Source organism: Streptomyces sp. cg35 (assembly GCF_050410835.1).
GTDB lineage: Bacteria > Actinomycetota > Actinomycetes > Streptomycetales > Streptomycetaceae > Streptomyces.
Genome location: NZ_CP191268.1, coordinates 1,813,188 through 1,827,988 on the forward strand (window position 1 = coordinate 1,813,188; position 14,801 = coordinate 1,827,988).

A 14,801-nucleotide genomic window follows, 5' to 3' on the forward strand; every position below is an offset into this window, starting at 1 on the left:
ATAGGAATCCCGGCCGCGGTGGCCGAGTTGCACCGTGTCACGTCCCGTGCCGGTCGCCGTTCCACGGTGTCACGTCCCGCGCTGGGCGTCGTGCGCGAGCAGCGCGATGTGCAGGGACGCGGCCTGCTCGAAGTCGTCGAGCGCCACGCCGAGCAGCGTCTCGATGGTCTCCAGACGGCGGTAGAGGGCGGGCCGGCTCATGTGGTGGAGGTGGGCGGTACGGGACTTGTTGCGGCCCGTGGCGAGGTAGGTGCGCAGGACGGGGAGCAGCCCGTCGGCGTCCTCGGCGTACAGCAGTGCGTCCAGCTCCCGCCGCGCGAAGGACTGCACGCGCGGGTCGTCGCGGAGCAGCCGCATCAGTCCGCGCAGCCGTACGTCGCCGAGGCGGACCACGGCGGGCAGACCGGGCGGCGCCCCGGCGACGGCCTCGGCGACGTGCAGCGCCTCGCGCAGCCCCTCGGGCACGTCCTCCCACCCGGTGCAGGCGGGCCCGGCCGCGACGACAGCCGGGGTGCCCGTCTCGCCGCGCAGGCGGGACGCGAAGTGCTCGGCGAGCGGTTCGGCGGCCTGGTCGCGGGCGAGGCTGAGCAGCACGGCGGTGGCGTTCTCGGCGAGCTCGGCGACGAGGCCCGGGAGCCCCAGCAGGCGCAGTACGCGGTCGAGTCGGGCGGGGTCGCCGTCGCGGACGACGAGCGGGACGAAGGTGCGGCGGTTCACCGGGAGGCCGGCGGCGCGGGCCCGGGGCAGCAGCTGTCGCGCAGGCACGACGCCGGACATCAGGTCGGCGAGCAGACACTGCGCGGACTGTCCCTCCCAGCTGGTGGCCGAGCCGGACAGCATCCGGTGCAGGACGAGGGCCTCGGCGGCGCGGTCGGCGAGGAGGCGCCCGGACGCGCCGTCACCGCGGTACCCGCACAGGACGACGGAGCCCCAGCGCTCGCCCCGCCCGCCGAGGTCGGCCCGGACCCAGCCCTCGCCGTCGACCTCCCCGGGCTGGCGGGCGATGCGGTCCCAGTCGCGGAGCACGTCGTCGACGGCGGGCCGCTCCCCCGCCGTGACGAGGACGCGGTGCGCGAGGTTCGTGACGACGACGGGGCAGCCGCTGTGCGCGGCGACCTCGTCGAGCAGGTTCTGCAGCGGGGCGCCGGCGGTGATGAGTCCGGTGAGCGCGGTGCGGATGCCCTCGGAGAGGCTGACCGCGGCGAACTTCCGCCGGACGAGCCGGGACTGGACCTCCTCGGTCAGCTCGGCGAAGGGGAACGGCCGGTGCAGCACGACCATCGGCAGCCCGTAGCGCTCCGCGGCGCGCCGCATGTCCCGCGGCGGGGCCGGGAAGGCGCGGCCGAGGCCGAGGACCAGGGCCGCGGCCTCCGCGCGGTGCAGGGACTTGATGTACTCGGTCTGGCTGCGGACGTCGCCCGCGAGCAGCACACCGGTGGTGAGGATCATCTCCCCGCCGCTGAGCATGACGCCCACGTCCGCCGCCTCCGCGACATGGACCCACCGGACGGGGCGGTCGAGGTGGTCCGCCGCGGCGACGACCTCCGGTTCACCGGCGGCGATGCGTTCCAGGGCGAGTATCTGGCGTACGGACAGGGCGTGTTCGGCACCGGTCGCTGTCGGCATGTGGCCGCCTCCTCCGTCAGGACGCCGTCCGCAGCGCCCGCTCCAGGACGGCGGCGCCCTCCTCCGCCTCCGCCACCGTCAGTGACAGCGGAGGGGCGATGCGCAGCACGCTCGTGTCGTGGCCGCCTCCCTTGCCGATGAGGAGGCCGTTCTCGCGGCAGGTCTCCAGGACCGCCGCGGCGGCGTCCGGGGCCGCCTCGTCGGTGCCGGGCCGGACCAGTTCGACGCCGATCATCAGGCCGCGGCCGCGGACCTCCCGGACCCCGGGCAGGCCCGCGGCGATCGCCCGCAGCCGCTCGATGAGCAGGCCGCCGACGCGCCGGGCGTTGCCCTGGAGGTCGTGCTCCAGCAGGTAGGAGAGGTTGGCGAGACCTGCGGCCATGGTGACGGGAGAGCCGCCGAAGGTGGAGATCGAGTTCGCGTCGAGGCAGTTCATGACCTCGGCGCGGGCGACGACGCCGCCGATCGACATGCCGTTGCCGATGCCCTTGGCGAAGGTCAGGATGTCCGGCGGTCCCGACTGTCCGTGGGCCTGCCAGCCCCAGAAGTGGTCGCCGGTGCGGCCCCAGCCGGTCTGCACCTCGTCCGCGATCCACAGGATGCCGTGCTCCTGGAGGACGTCGCGGAAGCGTGCGTACAGGCCGTCCGGCGGGGAGGTGAACCCGCCGACGCCCTGAACCGGTTCGGCGATGAGGGCGGCCACGTCACCACGGGTCTGACCGAGCATGTCCCGCAGGTCCGTGACGCAGGCGTCGGCGAAGTCGGCGTCGGACAGGTGCGCGTACGGGCCCCGGCTCCGGACGCCCCCGTGCACGTACAGGGTCTGCAGCGGGGACAGGCTCGTCGGCGACCAGCCGCGGTTGCCGGTGATGCCGACCGTGGCGAACGAGCGGCCGTGGTAGCTGTTGCGCATGGCCAGGATCTGGTTCGAGCGGCGGTACGAGGTGGCGAGCAGCAGGGCCGCGTCGTTGGCCTCGGTGCCGGACGTGGTGAAGAAGACCCGGGCGTCCGGGATGCCGGACAGCGTCGCGATGCGCTCGGCGAGGTCGATCATCGGGCGGTTCAGGTAGAGCGTCGAGGAGTGGATGATGCGGCCCGCCTGTTCGCTCACCGCCTTGGTCACCTCGGGCAGCGCGTGGGCGGTCATCGTGGTGAGGATGCCGCCGAAGAAGTCGAGGTACTTGTTCCCGTCGGCGTCCCAGACGTGGCGGCCCTCGCCGTGGGTGAGTTCGATGGGGTCGGCGTAGTACAGCGCCAGCCAGTCCGGCAGCGCGGCACGGTGGCGGGCACGCAGATCGGGTGTCATCACGGCGGCGGTGTCCCTTCGTCGGTCGGCTCGGCTCGGGCGGGTCACGTCACGGCTGGACGAGTCCCTCGTACGCGTCGGGGCGGCGGTCGCGGTAGAACGCCCACTGCTGCCGTACCTCGTCGATGAGGCCGAAGTCCAGGTCGCGGACGAGGAGTTCCTCGGCCTTGTCGCTCGCGGCCTCGCCGACCAGCTGTCCGCGGGGGTCCGCGAAGTACGACGTCCCGTAGAAGTCGTTGTCGCCGTAACTCTCGACGCCGACGCGGTTGATGGCGGCGACGAAGTACTCGTTGGCGACGGCGGCCGCGGGCTGTTCCAGCTGCCACAGGTAGGCCGACAGGCCGCGGCTGGTCGCGGACGGGTTGTAGACGAGCTGCGCCCCGTTCAGTCCCAACTGGCGCCAGCCCTCCGGGAAGTGGCGGTCGTAGCAGATGTAGACGCCGATCCGCCCGACGGCCGTGTCGAAGACCGGCCAGCCCAGGTTCCCCGGCTTGAAGTAGTACTTCTCCCAGAAGCCCTTCACCTGCGGGATGTGGTGCTTGCGGTACTTGCCGAGGTACGAGCCGTCGGCGTCGATCACGGCCGCGGTGTTGAAGTAGAAGCCGGACTGCTCGACCTCGAAGACGGGGACCACGATCACCATGCCGGTCTCGCGGGCGAGTGCGCGCATCCGCGTCACGGTCGGGCCGTCCGGGACGGGCTCGGCCCAGCGGTAGTGCTCGGGCTCCTGGACCTGGCAGAAGTAGGGGGCGTTGAAGACTTCCTGGAAGCCGATGACCTGCGCGCCCTGCCGGGCCGCCTCGCGGGCGTGCTCCTCGTGCTTGGCGATCATCGATTCGGTGTCGCCCGTCCAGGTGGCCTGGACGAGTGCGGCGCGTACGACGGGGGCCATGTGCCGCTCCTTTGCCTGATCCTCTACGCCCGTAGACCGGGTCGTAGAGGGACGAACGTAAGCCCACCCGGGAGGCTTGCCAAGACCATCGTCGTTAACCCGCTGGATCGATCTCGTTTCGCACCCGTGCGGGTGACCCGGCCCGCCGGTGTCAGGCGGCGAGGCCCGCGACGCGCAGCGCGTGCAGCACGTCCCAGTAGCGCTCGTCGGAGACGGCGCGCGCCGCGTCGACGATCAGCGGGACGAGGCGTCCGGGGTCGCTGTGCGCGCTGCGGGCCGCCTCCTCCGGAGTGCGGCCGCGCACGTACGCGTCCAGCAGGGCCCGGGCCGCGCGGTGCCGCCCCGCGGCGTCGAGCCGGCCCGCCGCCTCACCGATCTCGGCGGGCGGCCGTCCGACGCCCTGCCGCAGCACCTGCCGGCCGTCGGCGGTGCGGCCCGCGGCGGCCAGCGCGTCGGCGGCGTCGACGAGGCGGTCCGGGGGCAGGGAGGCGACCTCCCACAACAGGGTGGCCCAGTCGGCGTCGAGGCCCGCGTGGTGCAGTGCGTCGGCGAGCAGCGGCAGGCGCGGGGCGGGCCAGCCCGCGGCGTCGGCGAGCACGATGTGCGCCTCGCCGCTGCGGCCTTCCGCGCGCAGCCGCAGCAGGGTGTCGACCGCCGAGGTCACCTCGCGGGAGGCGACGGGGTCCGCCGGGGCCGGGGCGGCCCGCACCTCCTGCGCGGAGCCTGCGAAACGGGCACCGCGGGGTGTGGCAACTTCCTCGCGCGGGGCGGGTGTTGCCGGGATCGCCTCCTGAGCGGCGGGCTCCTCCTGGATCATGCCGGCGAAGCGGGCGCTGCCTCTCGGGCGGCGTTTGCGCTCCTTGGACGGCTTGGCGGCCGTCGCACGCGCGGCTTCGCCGCCCGGGGCGTCATGGCGCTGCGCCGCCGGCGGCCGTGAGCCGTCAGCGGCGGCCGCGGGTCGCGCCGCCTCGCGCGCGCCCAGGAAGGACAGCCTGGACCGGAGTTCGGCGATACGGGCCGTCGCGCGTTCGTGGTCGTCGCGGACCCAGGCCAGGTCCAGGCGGACCGCCTCCGCCTCCTCCTGCGTGGTGGCCGCGTCAAGACGCCGTCCCAGCTCCCGTCGGCGGTCGGCCGCGTACCGCTGTTCGCGCACCATCACGTCGAGCCGGTCGGTGAGCGCCGCGTGTCCGCCGGGCCCGGCGTCGTGGTCCCGCGCCGACGCGTTCTGCAGGGCGCGCGCCCTGACTCCCTCGCGCTCGGCCCACTGCGCGCCGTACACCGCGGCGAGGTCCTGGAGCAGCGCCTCCACGACGTCCCAGGGCGGCACCTCACGCCCGTCGAGACATGCCTTCATGCCCTCGGGGTCGCGCTGCCAGAAGACACCGCACCAGCCGGCACTCTGGTCGACCCGGGAGACGAGTCCTTGCAGATAGACCGCGAACTCCCGTACTCCATCAGGCAGTTGATCCACGTCCGTCACGCGCCCCGCCGTTCGTCACACCCTGGAGCCGTCCGCTCCGGAAGGAAACACCCGGCAGACAACACCCCTCGTGTTACGGAACTGCTACGCGCGTTTTTCCATGACGGGCACGTGCGCGCACTCGCTCAGACGGGCACCAGGGCGCAGCGCTCCGCCAGCTCGTCCATGGACAGGCCGAGCTCCCGCGCGACGGCGACGACAGTGAAGAACGCCGGGGTCGGCGCCCGCCCCGTCTCGATCTTGCGCAGCGTCTCCACGGAGACGCCCGCGGCCGCGGCGACCTCCGTCATGCTGCGCCCGAGCCGTGCCTCGCGCAGCAAGCGGCCGAGGTGCTCGCCGCGCTCGCGCTCCTGCGGAGTCAATGGGGTACGGACCATTCCTACAGCGTACCCGAGAGCACATTCCTATACCGGATGAGAATACCGGTATATTTATTGGCATACGGCGCTCTCGTGCCGGCGTCAGCGGTCCTGACGGTCCAGTACGCCGACCACCCGGAAGATGGCAGTTTCCCGGGACCGGTGAACGACACCGAGGGCGCGGCCCCGCTGCCCCCGCCGGGCGCCTTCCGCTCCGGCACCCTTTGGTCGATGCCGTACCCGCCGACCAGGTCGAGGACGAGGACCATGGGACCGGCCCGGCCGGCCCCGGCGGACACCGCGCCGTGCGGGCCGAAACCGCTCGCGGACGGCGCGACCATCAGGACGCGGCTGCCGCCCCTGCGGCCGACGAGGGCCCGGCCCCAGGCGCGTGCGGCGCGCAGAGACGGGACGTTGCGGACACGGCCCAGCGACACGGAGTCCTCCGGGCCGCGCGCCGCCGGGTGCACGCCGGCGCCGCGGCCACCGCACACCTGGAGCCGTCCGGGTCGCCCCGGGGCTCGTGGAACCGTCCCGCGGGGGATCAGCGGGACGGTTCCACGAGACCCGACTCGTAGGCGGTGATGACCAGTTGGACCCGGTCCCGGGCGTCCAGCTTGGTGAACAGGCGTGCCACGTGGGACTTGGCGGTGGCCACGCTGATGACCAGCTCCTCGGCGATCTCCTGGTTCGAGCGGCCGAGCCCGACCAGCGTCAGGACCTCGCGCTCGCGCTCCGTGATGCCCTCGACGCGGCGCGGCGAGCGTGCCACGCCGGGTCCGGGCCGCCCGACGAAGTCGGCGATCAGGCGGCGGGTGACACCGGGCGCGATGAGGGCGTCGCCCGCGGCGACCACCCGGACCGCCGCGAGGATGTCCTCCAGCTGCATGTCCTTGACGGCGAAGCCGCCGGCCCCGGCCCGCAGCGCCCCGTACACGTAGTCGTCCTCGTCGAAGGTGGTGAGCACGAGGACACGGCTTCCGGTGTCGGCGGCCGTGATCTGCCGCGTCGCCTCGATGCCGTCCATGCCGGGCATCCGGATGTCCATCACGACCACGTCGGGCCGCAGCCGCGCGGCCAGCTCGACGGCCTCGGCGCCGCCGCCCGCCTCGCCGACGACCTCCAGGTCGTCCGTGTCGGCGATCAGGACCCGGAGCCCTGAGCGAACCAGCGGCTGGTCGTCGACGAGCAGGACCCGGACCGTCATCGTGTCTCCGTCCGCGCGTCCGGCAGCGGGATCCGCGCCGCCACCCGGAACCCGCCCTCCGGCCGCGGCCCGGCACTGAACTCGCCGTGCAGCAGACTCACCCGCTCCCCCATCCCCGTGATCCCCATGCCCGGGACGGTATCCGACGCTCCCGTCCCGGCATCGACGATCTCCAGGATCAGTTCGTCGTCCGCGTACGAGACGAGGACCCGGCACGTGTCGGTGCCCGCGTGCCGGACCACGTTGGTCAGCGACTCCTGCACGATCCGGTACGCGGAGAGGTCGACGTCGGCCGGGAGCGCGCGCCGCTCGCCGCTGCGGACCACCTCGACGTGCACGCCCGCGCTCCTGGCGGTGGTCTCGGTGAGCCGGTCGAGGTCGTCGAGCCCGGTGGTGGGGGCGAGCGGTGCCGCGTCGCCCGGCTCGGCCCTGCGCAGGGCGACCAGGGTGCGGCGCAGCCCCTTGAGGGTCTCGCGACTGGTCGTCTCGATCGCCGCGAGGGCCTCGCGCGCCTCCTTGGGCTGGGTCTCGATGACCCGGCTCGCGACGCCGGACTGGATCGCGATGACGCCGATGCTGTGGGAGACCATGTCGTGCAACTCCCTTGCGATTCGCAGCCGTTCGGCGGTCACGGCCTCCGCGACGGCCTGATTGCGCAGTGCGCTCGCGTGCTCGCGCCGCTCCCGGCCGAGCAGGCCGACCATGCCGGAGACGAGCAGCGCGAGCAGGGCGACGACGCCGCCCGCGATGAGGTTCTCGGCGGGCACGAACAGGAGGATGCCGGTCGCCTGCGCGAGGACACAGAGCACGGCCCCCGTGATCCACTGCCACCGCGGGCGGGTCGCGACCAGGTACCCGAAGACCACGTCGGCCGAGACGAACGCGAGCAGCGTCATCTGCCGGGACTCGTCGAAGGGCCCGCTCGACGGCTGCGCGGCGACCGGGATCAGCGTCCCGAGCAGCGCCACCACGAGCCCCGGGAGCGGCATGCGCCGCACGGCCGGCACCATCAGCACGGCCGACAGCGCGACCCCCAGGGTGCGCACGGCGGGCACGACCTGGGACGAGCCGAACACGGCGAGACCGATGCCGACCGGGTAGAGGGCGAGGCCGGACCAGGCGGCGGCGCGGGAGGCGGTGGGTGCGTTCACACCGGTGAGCGTACGAGGGCGGACGCGGGCGGGCATCGGCCCACGGGATGCATCCCGTGGGCCGACAGGCGCCGTGGTCACCGGCCGGGCCGGACCACCATCGCCGAGCCGCCGCCGCGCCGCACCTTCTCGGCCGCCGCGAGCCACCTGCCGTCCGGGAGCCGCTGGACGCCGGTGGCGGCGCCGATCTCCGGGTTGGCCTTGAAGGAGTGCCCGATGGCCTCCAGCCGTGTCCGCGTCGCGCTGTCGTACAGGGCGGGTTCGAGCTCGGTCTGCGCGGCGTTGCGCTGGCTGGCGCGGGGTGCCGCGATGGCGTCGACGAGCGGCAGGCCCCGGTCGAGGAACCCGGTCAGGGTCTGCAGCACGGTGGTGATGATGGTGGCGCCGCCGGGCGATCCGACGGCCACGACCGGCTTGCCGGCCTTGTCCAGGACGATCGTCGGCGAGATGGAGGAGCGCGGCCGCTTGCCCGGTCCCGGCAGGTTCGGGTCGTGCACGTCGGGGCTCGCGGGCGCGAAGGAGAAGTCGGTCAGCTCGTTGTTGAGGAGGAAGCCGCGGCCCGGCACGGTGATGCCGCTGCCGCCGGTCTGCTCGATGGTGAGGGTGTAGGAGACGACGTTGCCCCACTTGTCGGCGGTGGTGAGGTGCGTGGTGTTCTCGCCCTCGTACGTCGTCGGGGCGGCGTTGTCACCGGTCTTGCCGCAGGTCCCGGGGTGCCGCGGGTCGCCGGGCGCGAGGGGGCTGGTGAGCACGGCGTCGTCCTTGATGAGGCAGCCCCGCGCGTCGGCGAACCTCTGCGACAGCAGCTGCTTCGTCGGCACGTCCTCGAAGGCCGGGTCGCCGACCCAGCGGCCCCGGTCGGCGAACGCGATGCGGCTCGCCTCGATGAAGCGGTGCAGGTACGGGACGTCGGACGCCTTCGAGAGGTTCGTCCGCTCCAGGATGTTGAGGGCCTCGCCGACGGTCGTGCCGCCGGAGGAGGACGGTGCCATGGAGTAGACGCCGAGCCCGCGGTACGAAGTCCTGGACGGCGCCCGGTACTTGGCGGTGTACGCCTTCAGGTCCTTCGCCGAGAGCCTGCCGGGGCGTGCGTTGTAGCCGGAACCCGCCGCCACCGGCGGCTTGTTGACGGTCCTGACGACGTCGGCGCCGAGGTCCCCGCGGTACAGCGCGTCGACGCCCTCGCGGCCCAGCTCCTGGTACGTGCGTGCCAGGTCCGGGTTCTTGAACGTCGAGCCCACGGCCGGCAGTTGTCCGCCCGGCAGGAACAGCTTCGCCGTGTCGGGGAAGTTCCGGAACCGGGCCTCGTTCGACGCGGTCTGCGAGCGGAACGTGTCGTCGACGGTGAACCCGTCGCGCGCCAGCTTCTGCGCGGGCCGCAGCACGGTGCCGAGCCCCTTGCTGCCCCACGCGTCGAGCGCGGACTGCCAGGTGGCCGGGGTGCCGGGCGTCCCGACGCTCAGCCCGCTGGTGACCGCGTCGTTGAAGGCGAGCGGCTTGCCGTTCTCCAGGAACAGGTCGGATCCGGCCGTCAACGGCGCCGTCTCGCGGCCGTCGACGGTGTGGACCTTGCGGGACTTGGCGTCGTAGTAGACGAAGTAGCCGCCTCCGCCGACGCCGGACGAGTACGGCTCGGTGACACCGAGCGCGGCCGCGGTGGCGACGGCGGCGTCCACCGCGTTGCCCCCGTTGCGCAGCACCTCGATGCCGGCGGCCGAGGCGTCCTGGTCGACGCTCGCCACGGCGCCGCCGTACCCGACGGCGACCGGAGTCTTGTGCACCGTGCCGTTCCGGCTACCGGAAGCGGCCGAGGGCGGGGCCGCCGCCCCGACCGCCACCATGGTCGCCGCAACCGCGCACAACGACACATTCCGCCCAACTGAACGCCTCATCAGTACCTCCGGTCAACAGCCGTCTGCGCAGCGTAACTTGACTTCGAAGAGCCGTCAGGACCCCCTCGAACACGGGTGCGCCGGTTGGCTAGAGTGCGCCCCCATGACTGAAGACGTGCGCAACATCGTCCTCGGCCTGATCGCAGCGGGCATCAGCGCCGCGCTGGGCTGGCTCGCCCGCACCTATCTGTGGAAGCGCAGGCTCCGCCGCAAGCAGGGCTTCTTCGGGCTGCCCGACAACTCCGAGTCGCTGCTGGTGGTGAACCGCGACGCGGGCGGCCCCGAGCTGACGGTGAAGCGCCACGACGTCTTCGCGCTCCTCGAACTCTCCGCGCTCATCAAGGACTGCGGCGCCCACGCCCAGGTCGTCGCCCATGACACGGCCCAGCAGGGCTTCGGCGAACGGACGGAGTTCTGCGTCGGAGGGCCCTCCTCCAATCGCCGGATGGCGGCCCACATGGTGAGCCTGCTGCCCGGCATCCGCGTCAACACGGACCCCGAGCCGGGCCCGGACCGCGGTGCCTTCCAGATCGGCTCCGAGCGCTACCGCCTGGAGCCCGGGACGACCGAGTACGTGGTCCTCGCCCGGCTGACGGCGGGCCAGGCCAAGGAGGCGAGACCGGTGTTCCTCTTCTGCGGCCAGCTGCCCATCACCAACCAGGCCGCCACCCGCTATCTCGCCCGCCACCACGAGCGTCTCGCCCGCAAGCACGGCAACAACTCGTTCGTCCTGCTGCTGAAGGTCGTCAACTCCCAGGCGTACGGTCCCGACGTCGTCGAACTGGTCGCGGACGTCACACGGGCCGCCCAGACGCCGCTGCCGGCCCCGGCGGCGTCGCGCACCTCGCACCGCGCGAAATAACCCCGATAACCAAGGGGAGCGGTGCCCCTGTCGCGTACGAGTGCGACAAGGGCCCGCTCGGCCTCGGCAAGCAGGCGCGTCCCGTCCCGCGCGCAGCTGACCTTCTCCGCACGGACGTGCGGAGTGATCTCCGGCTGCTGGGCGGGGACTGCCCATGCTCCGCCTACTGCACTCCTGGCAGCAGCGTCCCTGGTTCGGCCGCGGCGACACCCGCGGCGTCCGTCTTGGGATTACGCCGCTGACGCCTGGCCACCCGCTGGGCGAGCCACGACAGCAGCATGCACATCCCGATGTAGATCGGCGAGATCACCATCACCACGGGGATGAACGGCAAATCGTAGTCGAGGTTCGACGCGATGAGCTTCCCGGCGTGGAGGAACTCCTCATAGGTGATCAGATAGCCCAGCGAGGTGTCCTTCAGGGCCACCACCAGCTGGCTGATGATGGCGGGCAGCATCGCCCGCACGGCCTGCGGTACGAGCACGTGCGCCATGACCTGCGTCTTGCGCATTCCGAGCGCGTACGCCGCCTCGCGCTGCCCGCGCTCCACGGAGTTGATGCCCGAGCGGAACACCTCGGCGAGCACGGAGCCGTTGTAGAGCGTCAGGCCGGCGACGAGCGCGGGCAGCGGCTCCACCTTCAGGGCCACGTAGATGAAGAAGATCATCACGAGGACGGGCATGGCCCGGAAGAACTCGACGAACAGCGTCGCGAGCCAGCGCACCGGCCTGTGGTCGGAGAGCCGCCCCACCGCGAGGACCGTGCCGAGCACGAGCGAGAGCGCGGCCGCGATGGCGAAGGCCTTCAGCGTGTTGCCGAGCCCGCGCAGCAGCAGCTCCTGGATGCCCTTGTACTCGAAGGGCATCCACTTCGTGTACGTGAACTGGTCGGTGTCGAACAGGAGGTAGAGGATCCAGCCGACGAGGGCGAGCACGATCAGCGTCGAGATCAGCCCGTACAGCTTGTGCCGGCGCTCGGTCTTCGGTCCCGGGATGTCGTAGAGGGCGGTGGCGCTGTGGTCGAGGGCTTTCATCGGGCGACTCCCCAGCGCTTCTCGAGGACGTTGAAGACCGCGCTGATGGCCAGCGTGATGATGAGGTAGCCGAGCGCGATCCAGACGAACGTCCAGATGATGTTGTAGCCGAGTTCGCTGAGCGTCTTGTAGGTGCCGAGCAGCTCGACGACGCTGAACGCGCCCGCGATCGCGGAGTTCTTGGCGAGCGCGATGAGCGTGGAGCCGACCGGCGGGATCACGGACCGGAAGGCCTGCGGCAGGATCACGGTGGTCAGGGTCTGGCCGAACGTCATGCCGAGGCTGCGGGCGGCCTCGCCCTGCCCCTTGGGCACGGTGTTGATGCCGGAGCGCAGCGCCTCGCAGATGAACGCCGAGGTGTAGCAGCCGAGCGCGAGCACCGCGAAGACGGTGAAGGGCAGGACCAGGCCGAAGCGCGGCAGACCGAGCAGCACCGCGAAGAACAGCAGGGTCAGCGGGGTGTTGCGCAGGACCGTGACCCAGGCGGTGCCGAAGGCGCGGAAGGAGCCGACGGGCGCGACCCGGAACGACGCCATGACGAAGCCGAGCACGAGGGCCAGGAGCGAGGCGTAGACGGTGAGTTCGACCGTACCGAGGAAGCCCTTCCAGTACGTCGAGAAGTTGTCGGTCAGGACATTCACGTGACGCCTCCTCAGTTCGCCGGGTAGCGGTCGATGGCGGGCGGCTTCGGGGCGGGCACGCCGGACAGGCCGAGCGTGGCGTCGTAGGCCTTCTTCCAGTCGCCGTCGTCCTCGCGCGCCTTGAGCGCGTCGTCGACGGCGAACCGCAGCGCGGTGTCGCCCTTGGGGACGCCGATGCCGTAGGGCTCCTCGGAGAACGGCTTGCCGACGAGCTTCAGGTCGTCGGGGACCTTGGCCGCGTAGCCGAGCAGGATCGCGTCGTCGGTGGTGACGGCGTCGACCTGGTAGGTCAGCAGGTTGTCGACGCAGACCGAGTAGGTGTCGTAGGCGACGAGCTGTGCCTTCGGGTAGTCGGCCTGGATGCGCTGGTACGGGGTCGAGCCGGCCGCCGAGCAGACCCGCTTGCCGTCGAGGTCGCCCGGTCCCTTGATGTCGTCCTCGTCGGTGCGCACGAGCAGGCCCTGGCCCGCCATGTAGTAGGGGCCGCCGAAGCCGACGAGCTTCTTGCGGTTGTCGTTGATGGTGTAGGTGCCGACGTAGTAGTCGATCTGGCCGTTCTGCAGGGCGGTCTCGCGGTTGGCGGAGGCGATGGTCCGGAAGGCGATCTTCTTCGGGTCGAGGCCGAGCGAGGCCGAGATCATCTTGGCGATCTCGATGTCGAAGCCGGAGTAGACGCCGTTGGCCGGGTTCTTCTCGCCGAGGTAGGGCTGGTCCTCCTTGGCGCCGACGACGAAGTGCCCGCGCCGCTGTGCCTTCTTCCACGTGCCGGAGTCGGGCAGCGAGAATCCCTGCGCCACGGGGTACTTGGGGAGTTCGTCGGCCGAGGGGCCCTTGGTGGGCGGGCTGCCTTCCTTGCCGCAGGCGGTGGCGGCCAGGGCCGTCACCACCAGGACGGCGAGCAGCCGTAGCGACTTGGCGATCATGGTGTGCTGCGCTCCCCCGTCAGTGCTTGAGGATCTTGGAGAGGAAGTCCCGGGCGCGCTCGCTCTCCGGGTGCGTGAAGAAGTCCTCGGGGGCGCGGTCCTCGACGATCTTCCCGTCCGCCATGAAGACGACGCGGTCGGCTGCGGTGCGGGCGAAGCCCATCTCGTGGGTGACCACGACCATCGTCATGCCGTCGCGGGCCAGTTGCTGCATGACCTCGAGGACCTCGTTGATCATCTCGGGGTCGAGGGCCGAGGTCGGCTCGTCGAAGAGCAGGGCCTTGGGGTCCATGGCGAGGGCGCGGGCGATGGCCACGCGCTGCTGCTGGCCGCCGGACATCTGTGCGGGGAACTTGTCGGCATGGGCGGCGAGTCCGACCCGGTCGAGGAGCTCGCGGGAGCGCTTGTCGGCCTCGTCCTTCTTGCGCTTCCTGACCTTCACCTGGGCCATCGAGACGTTCTGCAGGACCGTCTTGTGCGCGAAGAGGTTGAAGGACTGGAAGACCATGCCCACTTCGGCCCGCAGCTGGGCGAGCGCCTTGCCCTCCTCGGGCAGCGGCCTGCCGTCGAGGCGGATGGATCCGGACTGGATGGTCTCCAGTCGGTTGATCGTCCGGCAGAGCGTCGACTTTCCCGACCCCGAAGGGCCGATGACCACCACCACCTCCCCCTTGCCGACGGTGAGGTCGATGTCCTGGAGGACATGCAGCTCCCCGTAGTACTTGTTGACGTCACGCAGCTCGATCAACGGATCGACGGCCATGGCAGTACCTGCCCACTCTCAGCTGTGTCGGTCCGCGCAAACTACCCACGCCAATTTGGTACTTACTGGACGACACGCATCAATGGGCATTAACCGTATTTGAGGCTCTACGTTCTTGCGGAGCGGGAGTTCACGACTCGGCGGCCTCCGCGTAGAACTGGGAGAGCTCGGGGGCGCCGCTCACCGCCCAGTCGCGGCCCGCCTCGACCACGTCGATCTCCCGTCCGGACGCGAGCCGTACCACCGGCTGCCCGTTGGGCCAGATCACCCAGGTGGCGTCGGGCACGTGGCGGACGAGGATCGTCCCCAGGTACAGACCCGCGTCGTTGCCGAGCCACGGCAGCACCTCCTCGTCCTCCCGCCAGCGCGGGACGAGCTGGTCCAGGGCGGCCAACGACCCGACGGAGTCGTCGAGTTCGACTCCGGCGTCCTGGGCCTGGGAGCGCAACAGCTCACACTCGGAGAGGAGTTCGGCGACGCCCTCGGCGCTGTCGTCACCGGGGCCGCCCCCCTCGGACACCACGGCGACACCGAAGGCCGCATCCTGCTTCTTACGCCAATTGCCCACGAAAGGGATCTTCATACCGACCAGCCTCGCATCCGGTCCGCTCCACGCACCACAGGCGCGCAGGCCTCCGTTCCAGGGGAGTTCGCGCCACCTTCATA

Annotated in this window: 14 protein-coding genes; 1 reads left to right on the plus strand and 13 read right to left on the minus strand. The window is 71.6% G+C overall.

The window, feature by feature from the left end; all coding sequences use genetic code 11:
• Positions 1-69 precede the first annotated feature (69 nt).
• The 8 genes from ACQUQD_RS08510 to ggt all read right to left on the minus strand — a co-directional run bounded on the left by ACQUQD_RS08510 (position 70) and on the right by ggt (position 9,913).
• Positions 70-1,626 (minus strand): PucR family transcriptional regulator, encoded by a 1,557-nt coding sequence (locus ACQUQD_RS08510; RefSeq protein WP_428951414.1) that lies wholly within the window; start codon positions 1,624-1,626, stop codon positions 70-72.
• 16 nt (positions 1,627-1,642) lie between these two features.
• Positions 1,643-2,932: an aspartate aminotransferase family protein gene (locus ACQUQD_RS08515; protein WP_428957492.1), complete on the minus strand. Its 1,290-nt coding sequence runs from the start codon at positions 2,930-2,932 to the stop codon at positions 1,643-1,645.
• Positions 2,933-2,981: 49 nt separating this feature from the next.
• A complete protein-coding gene (locus tag ACQUQD_RS08520) occupies positions 2,982-3,824 on the minus strand; it encodes a nitrilase-related carbon-nitrogen hydrolase (protein WP_428951415.1) in 843 nt (280 codons plus the stop codon).
• A 151-nt stretch (positions 3,825-3,975) separates the two neighbouring features.
• Positions 3,976-5,295, minus strand: coding sequence for a hypothetical protein (locus ACQUQD_RS08525; protein ID WP_428957493.1), 1,320 nt, complete (start codon positions 5,293-5,295; stop codon positions 3,976-3,978).
• A 134-nt stretch (positions 5,296-5,429) separates the two neighbouring features.
• Positions 5,430-5,681: a helix-turn-helix domain-containing protein gene (locus tag ACQUQD_RS08530; RefSeq protein WP_428951416.1), complete on the minus strand. Its 252-nt coding sequence runs from the start codon at positions 5,679-5,681 to the stop codon at positions 5,430-5,432.
• 526 nt (positions 5,682-6,207) lie between these two features.
• Entirely contained in the window at positions 6,208-6,870 is a 663-nt protein-coding gene (locus ACQUQD_RS08535; RefSeq protein ID WP_428951417.1) for a response regulator, read from the minus strand.
• Entirely contained in the window at positions 6,867-8,021 is a 1,155-nt protein-coding gene (locus tag ACQUQD_RS08540) for a sensor histidine kinase (protein ID WP_428951418.1), read from the minus strand. The genes ACQUQD_RS08535 and ACQUQD_RS08540 overlap by 4 nt, the downstream gene beginning before the upstream one ends.
• A 77-nt stretch (positions 8,022-8,098) precedes the next feature.
• Positions 8,099-9,913 carry a gamma-glutamyltransferase gene (ggt, locus tag ACQUQD_RS08545; RefSeq protein WP_428951419.1) on the minus strand — a complete coding sequence of 605 codons (1,815 nt, stop codon included), beginning with the start codon at positions 9,911-9,913 and terminating at the stop codon, positions 8,099-8,101.
• A 103-nt stretch (positions 9,914-10,016) separates the two neighbouring features.
• On the opposite strand from ggt, the gene ACQUQD_RS08550 reads away from it, so the two are divergent.
• Complete coding sequence (locus ACQUQD_RS08550) at positions 10,017-10,775, plus strand: hypothetical protein (protein WP_428951420.1); 759 nt, start codon at positions 10,017-10,019, stop codon at positions 10,773-10,775.
• 163 nt (positions 10,776-10,938) lie between these two features.
• Here the strand turns inward: ACQUQD_RS08550 and ACQUQD_RS08555 are convergent, their stop codons facing one another.
• The 5 genes from ACQUQD_RS08555 to ACQUQD_RS08575 form a co-directional block, all read right to left on the minus strand.
• The gene (locus ACQUQD_RS08555) at positions 10,939-11,808 is read right to left on the minus strand and encodes an amino acid ABC transporter permease (RefSeq protein ID WP_428951421.1); all 870 of its coding nucleotides are present in this window, start codon (positions 11,806-11,808) and stop codon (positions 10,939-10,941) included.
• Positions 11,805-12,449 carry an amino acid ABC transporter permease gene (locus ACQUQD_RS08560; RefSeq protein WP_428951422.1) on the minus strand — a complete coding sequence of 215 codons (645 nt, stop codon included), beginning with the start codon at positions 12,447-12,449 and terminating at the stop codon, positions 11,805-11,807. The genes ACQUQD_RS08555 and ACQUQD_RS08560 overlap by 4 nt, the downstream gene beginning before the upstream one ends.
• A gap of 11 nt (positions 12,450-12,460) precedes the next feature.
• Positions 12,461-13,372, minus strand: a complete 912-nt coding sequence (locus ACQUQD_RS08565; protein WP_428951423.1) for a glutamate ABC transporter substrate-binding protein — start codon at positions 13,370-13,372, stop codon at positions 12,461-12,463.
• Between the two features lie 19 nt (positions 13,373-13,391).
• Positions 13,392-14,135 carry an amino acid ABC transporter ATP-binding protein gene (locus tag ACQUQD_RS08570; protein WP_428951424.1) on the minus strand — a complete coding sequence of 248 codons (744 nt, stop codon included), beginning with the start codon at positions 14,133-14,135 and terminating at the stop codon, positions 13,392-13,394.
• Positions 14,136-14,265: 130 nt separating this feature from the next.
• Positions 14,266-14,718, minus strand: a complete 453-nt coding sequence (locus ACQUQD_RS08575) for a DUF6278 family protein (protein ID WP_428951425.1) — start codon at positions 14,716-14,718, stop codon at positions 14,266-14,268.
• Positions 14,719-14,801: the final 83 nt, after the last annotated feature.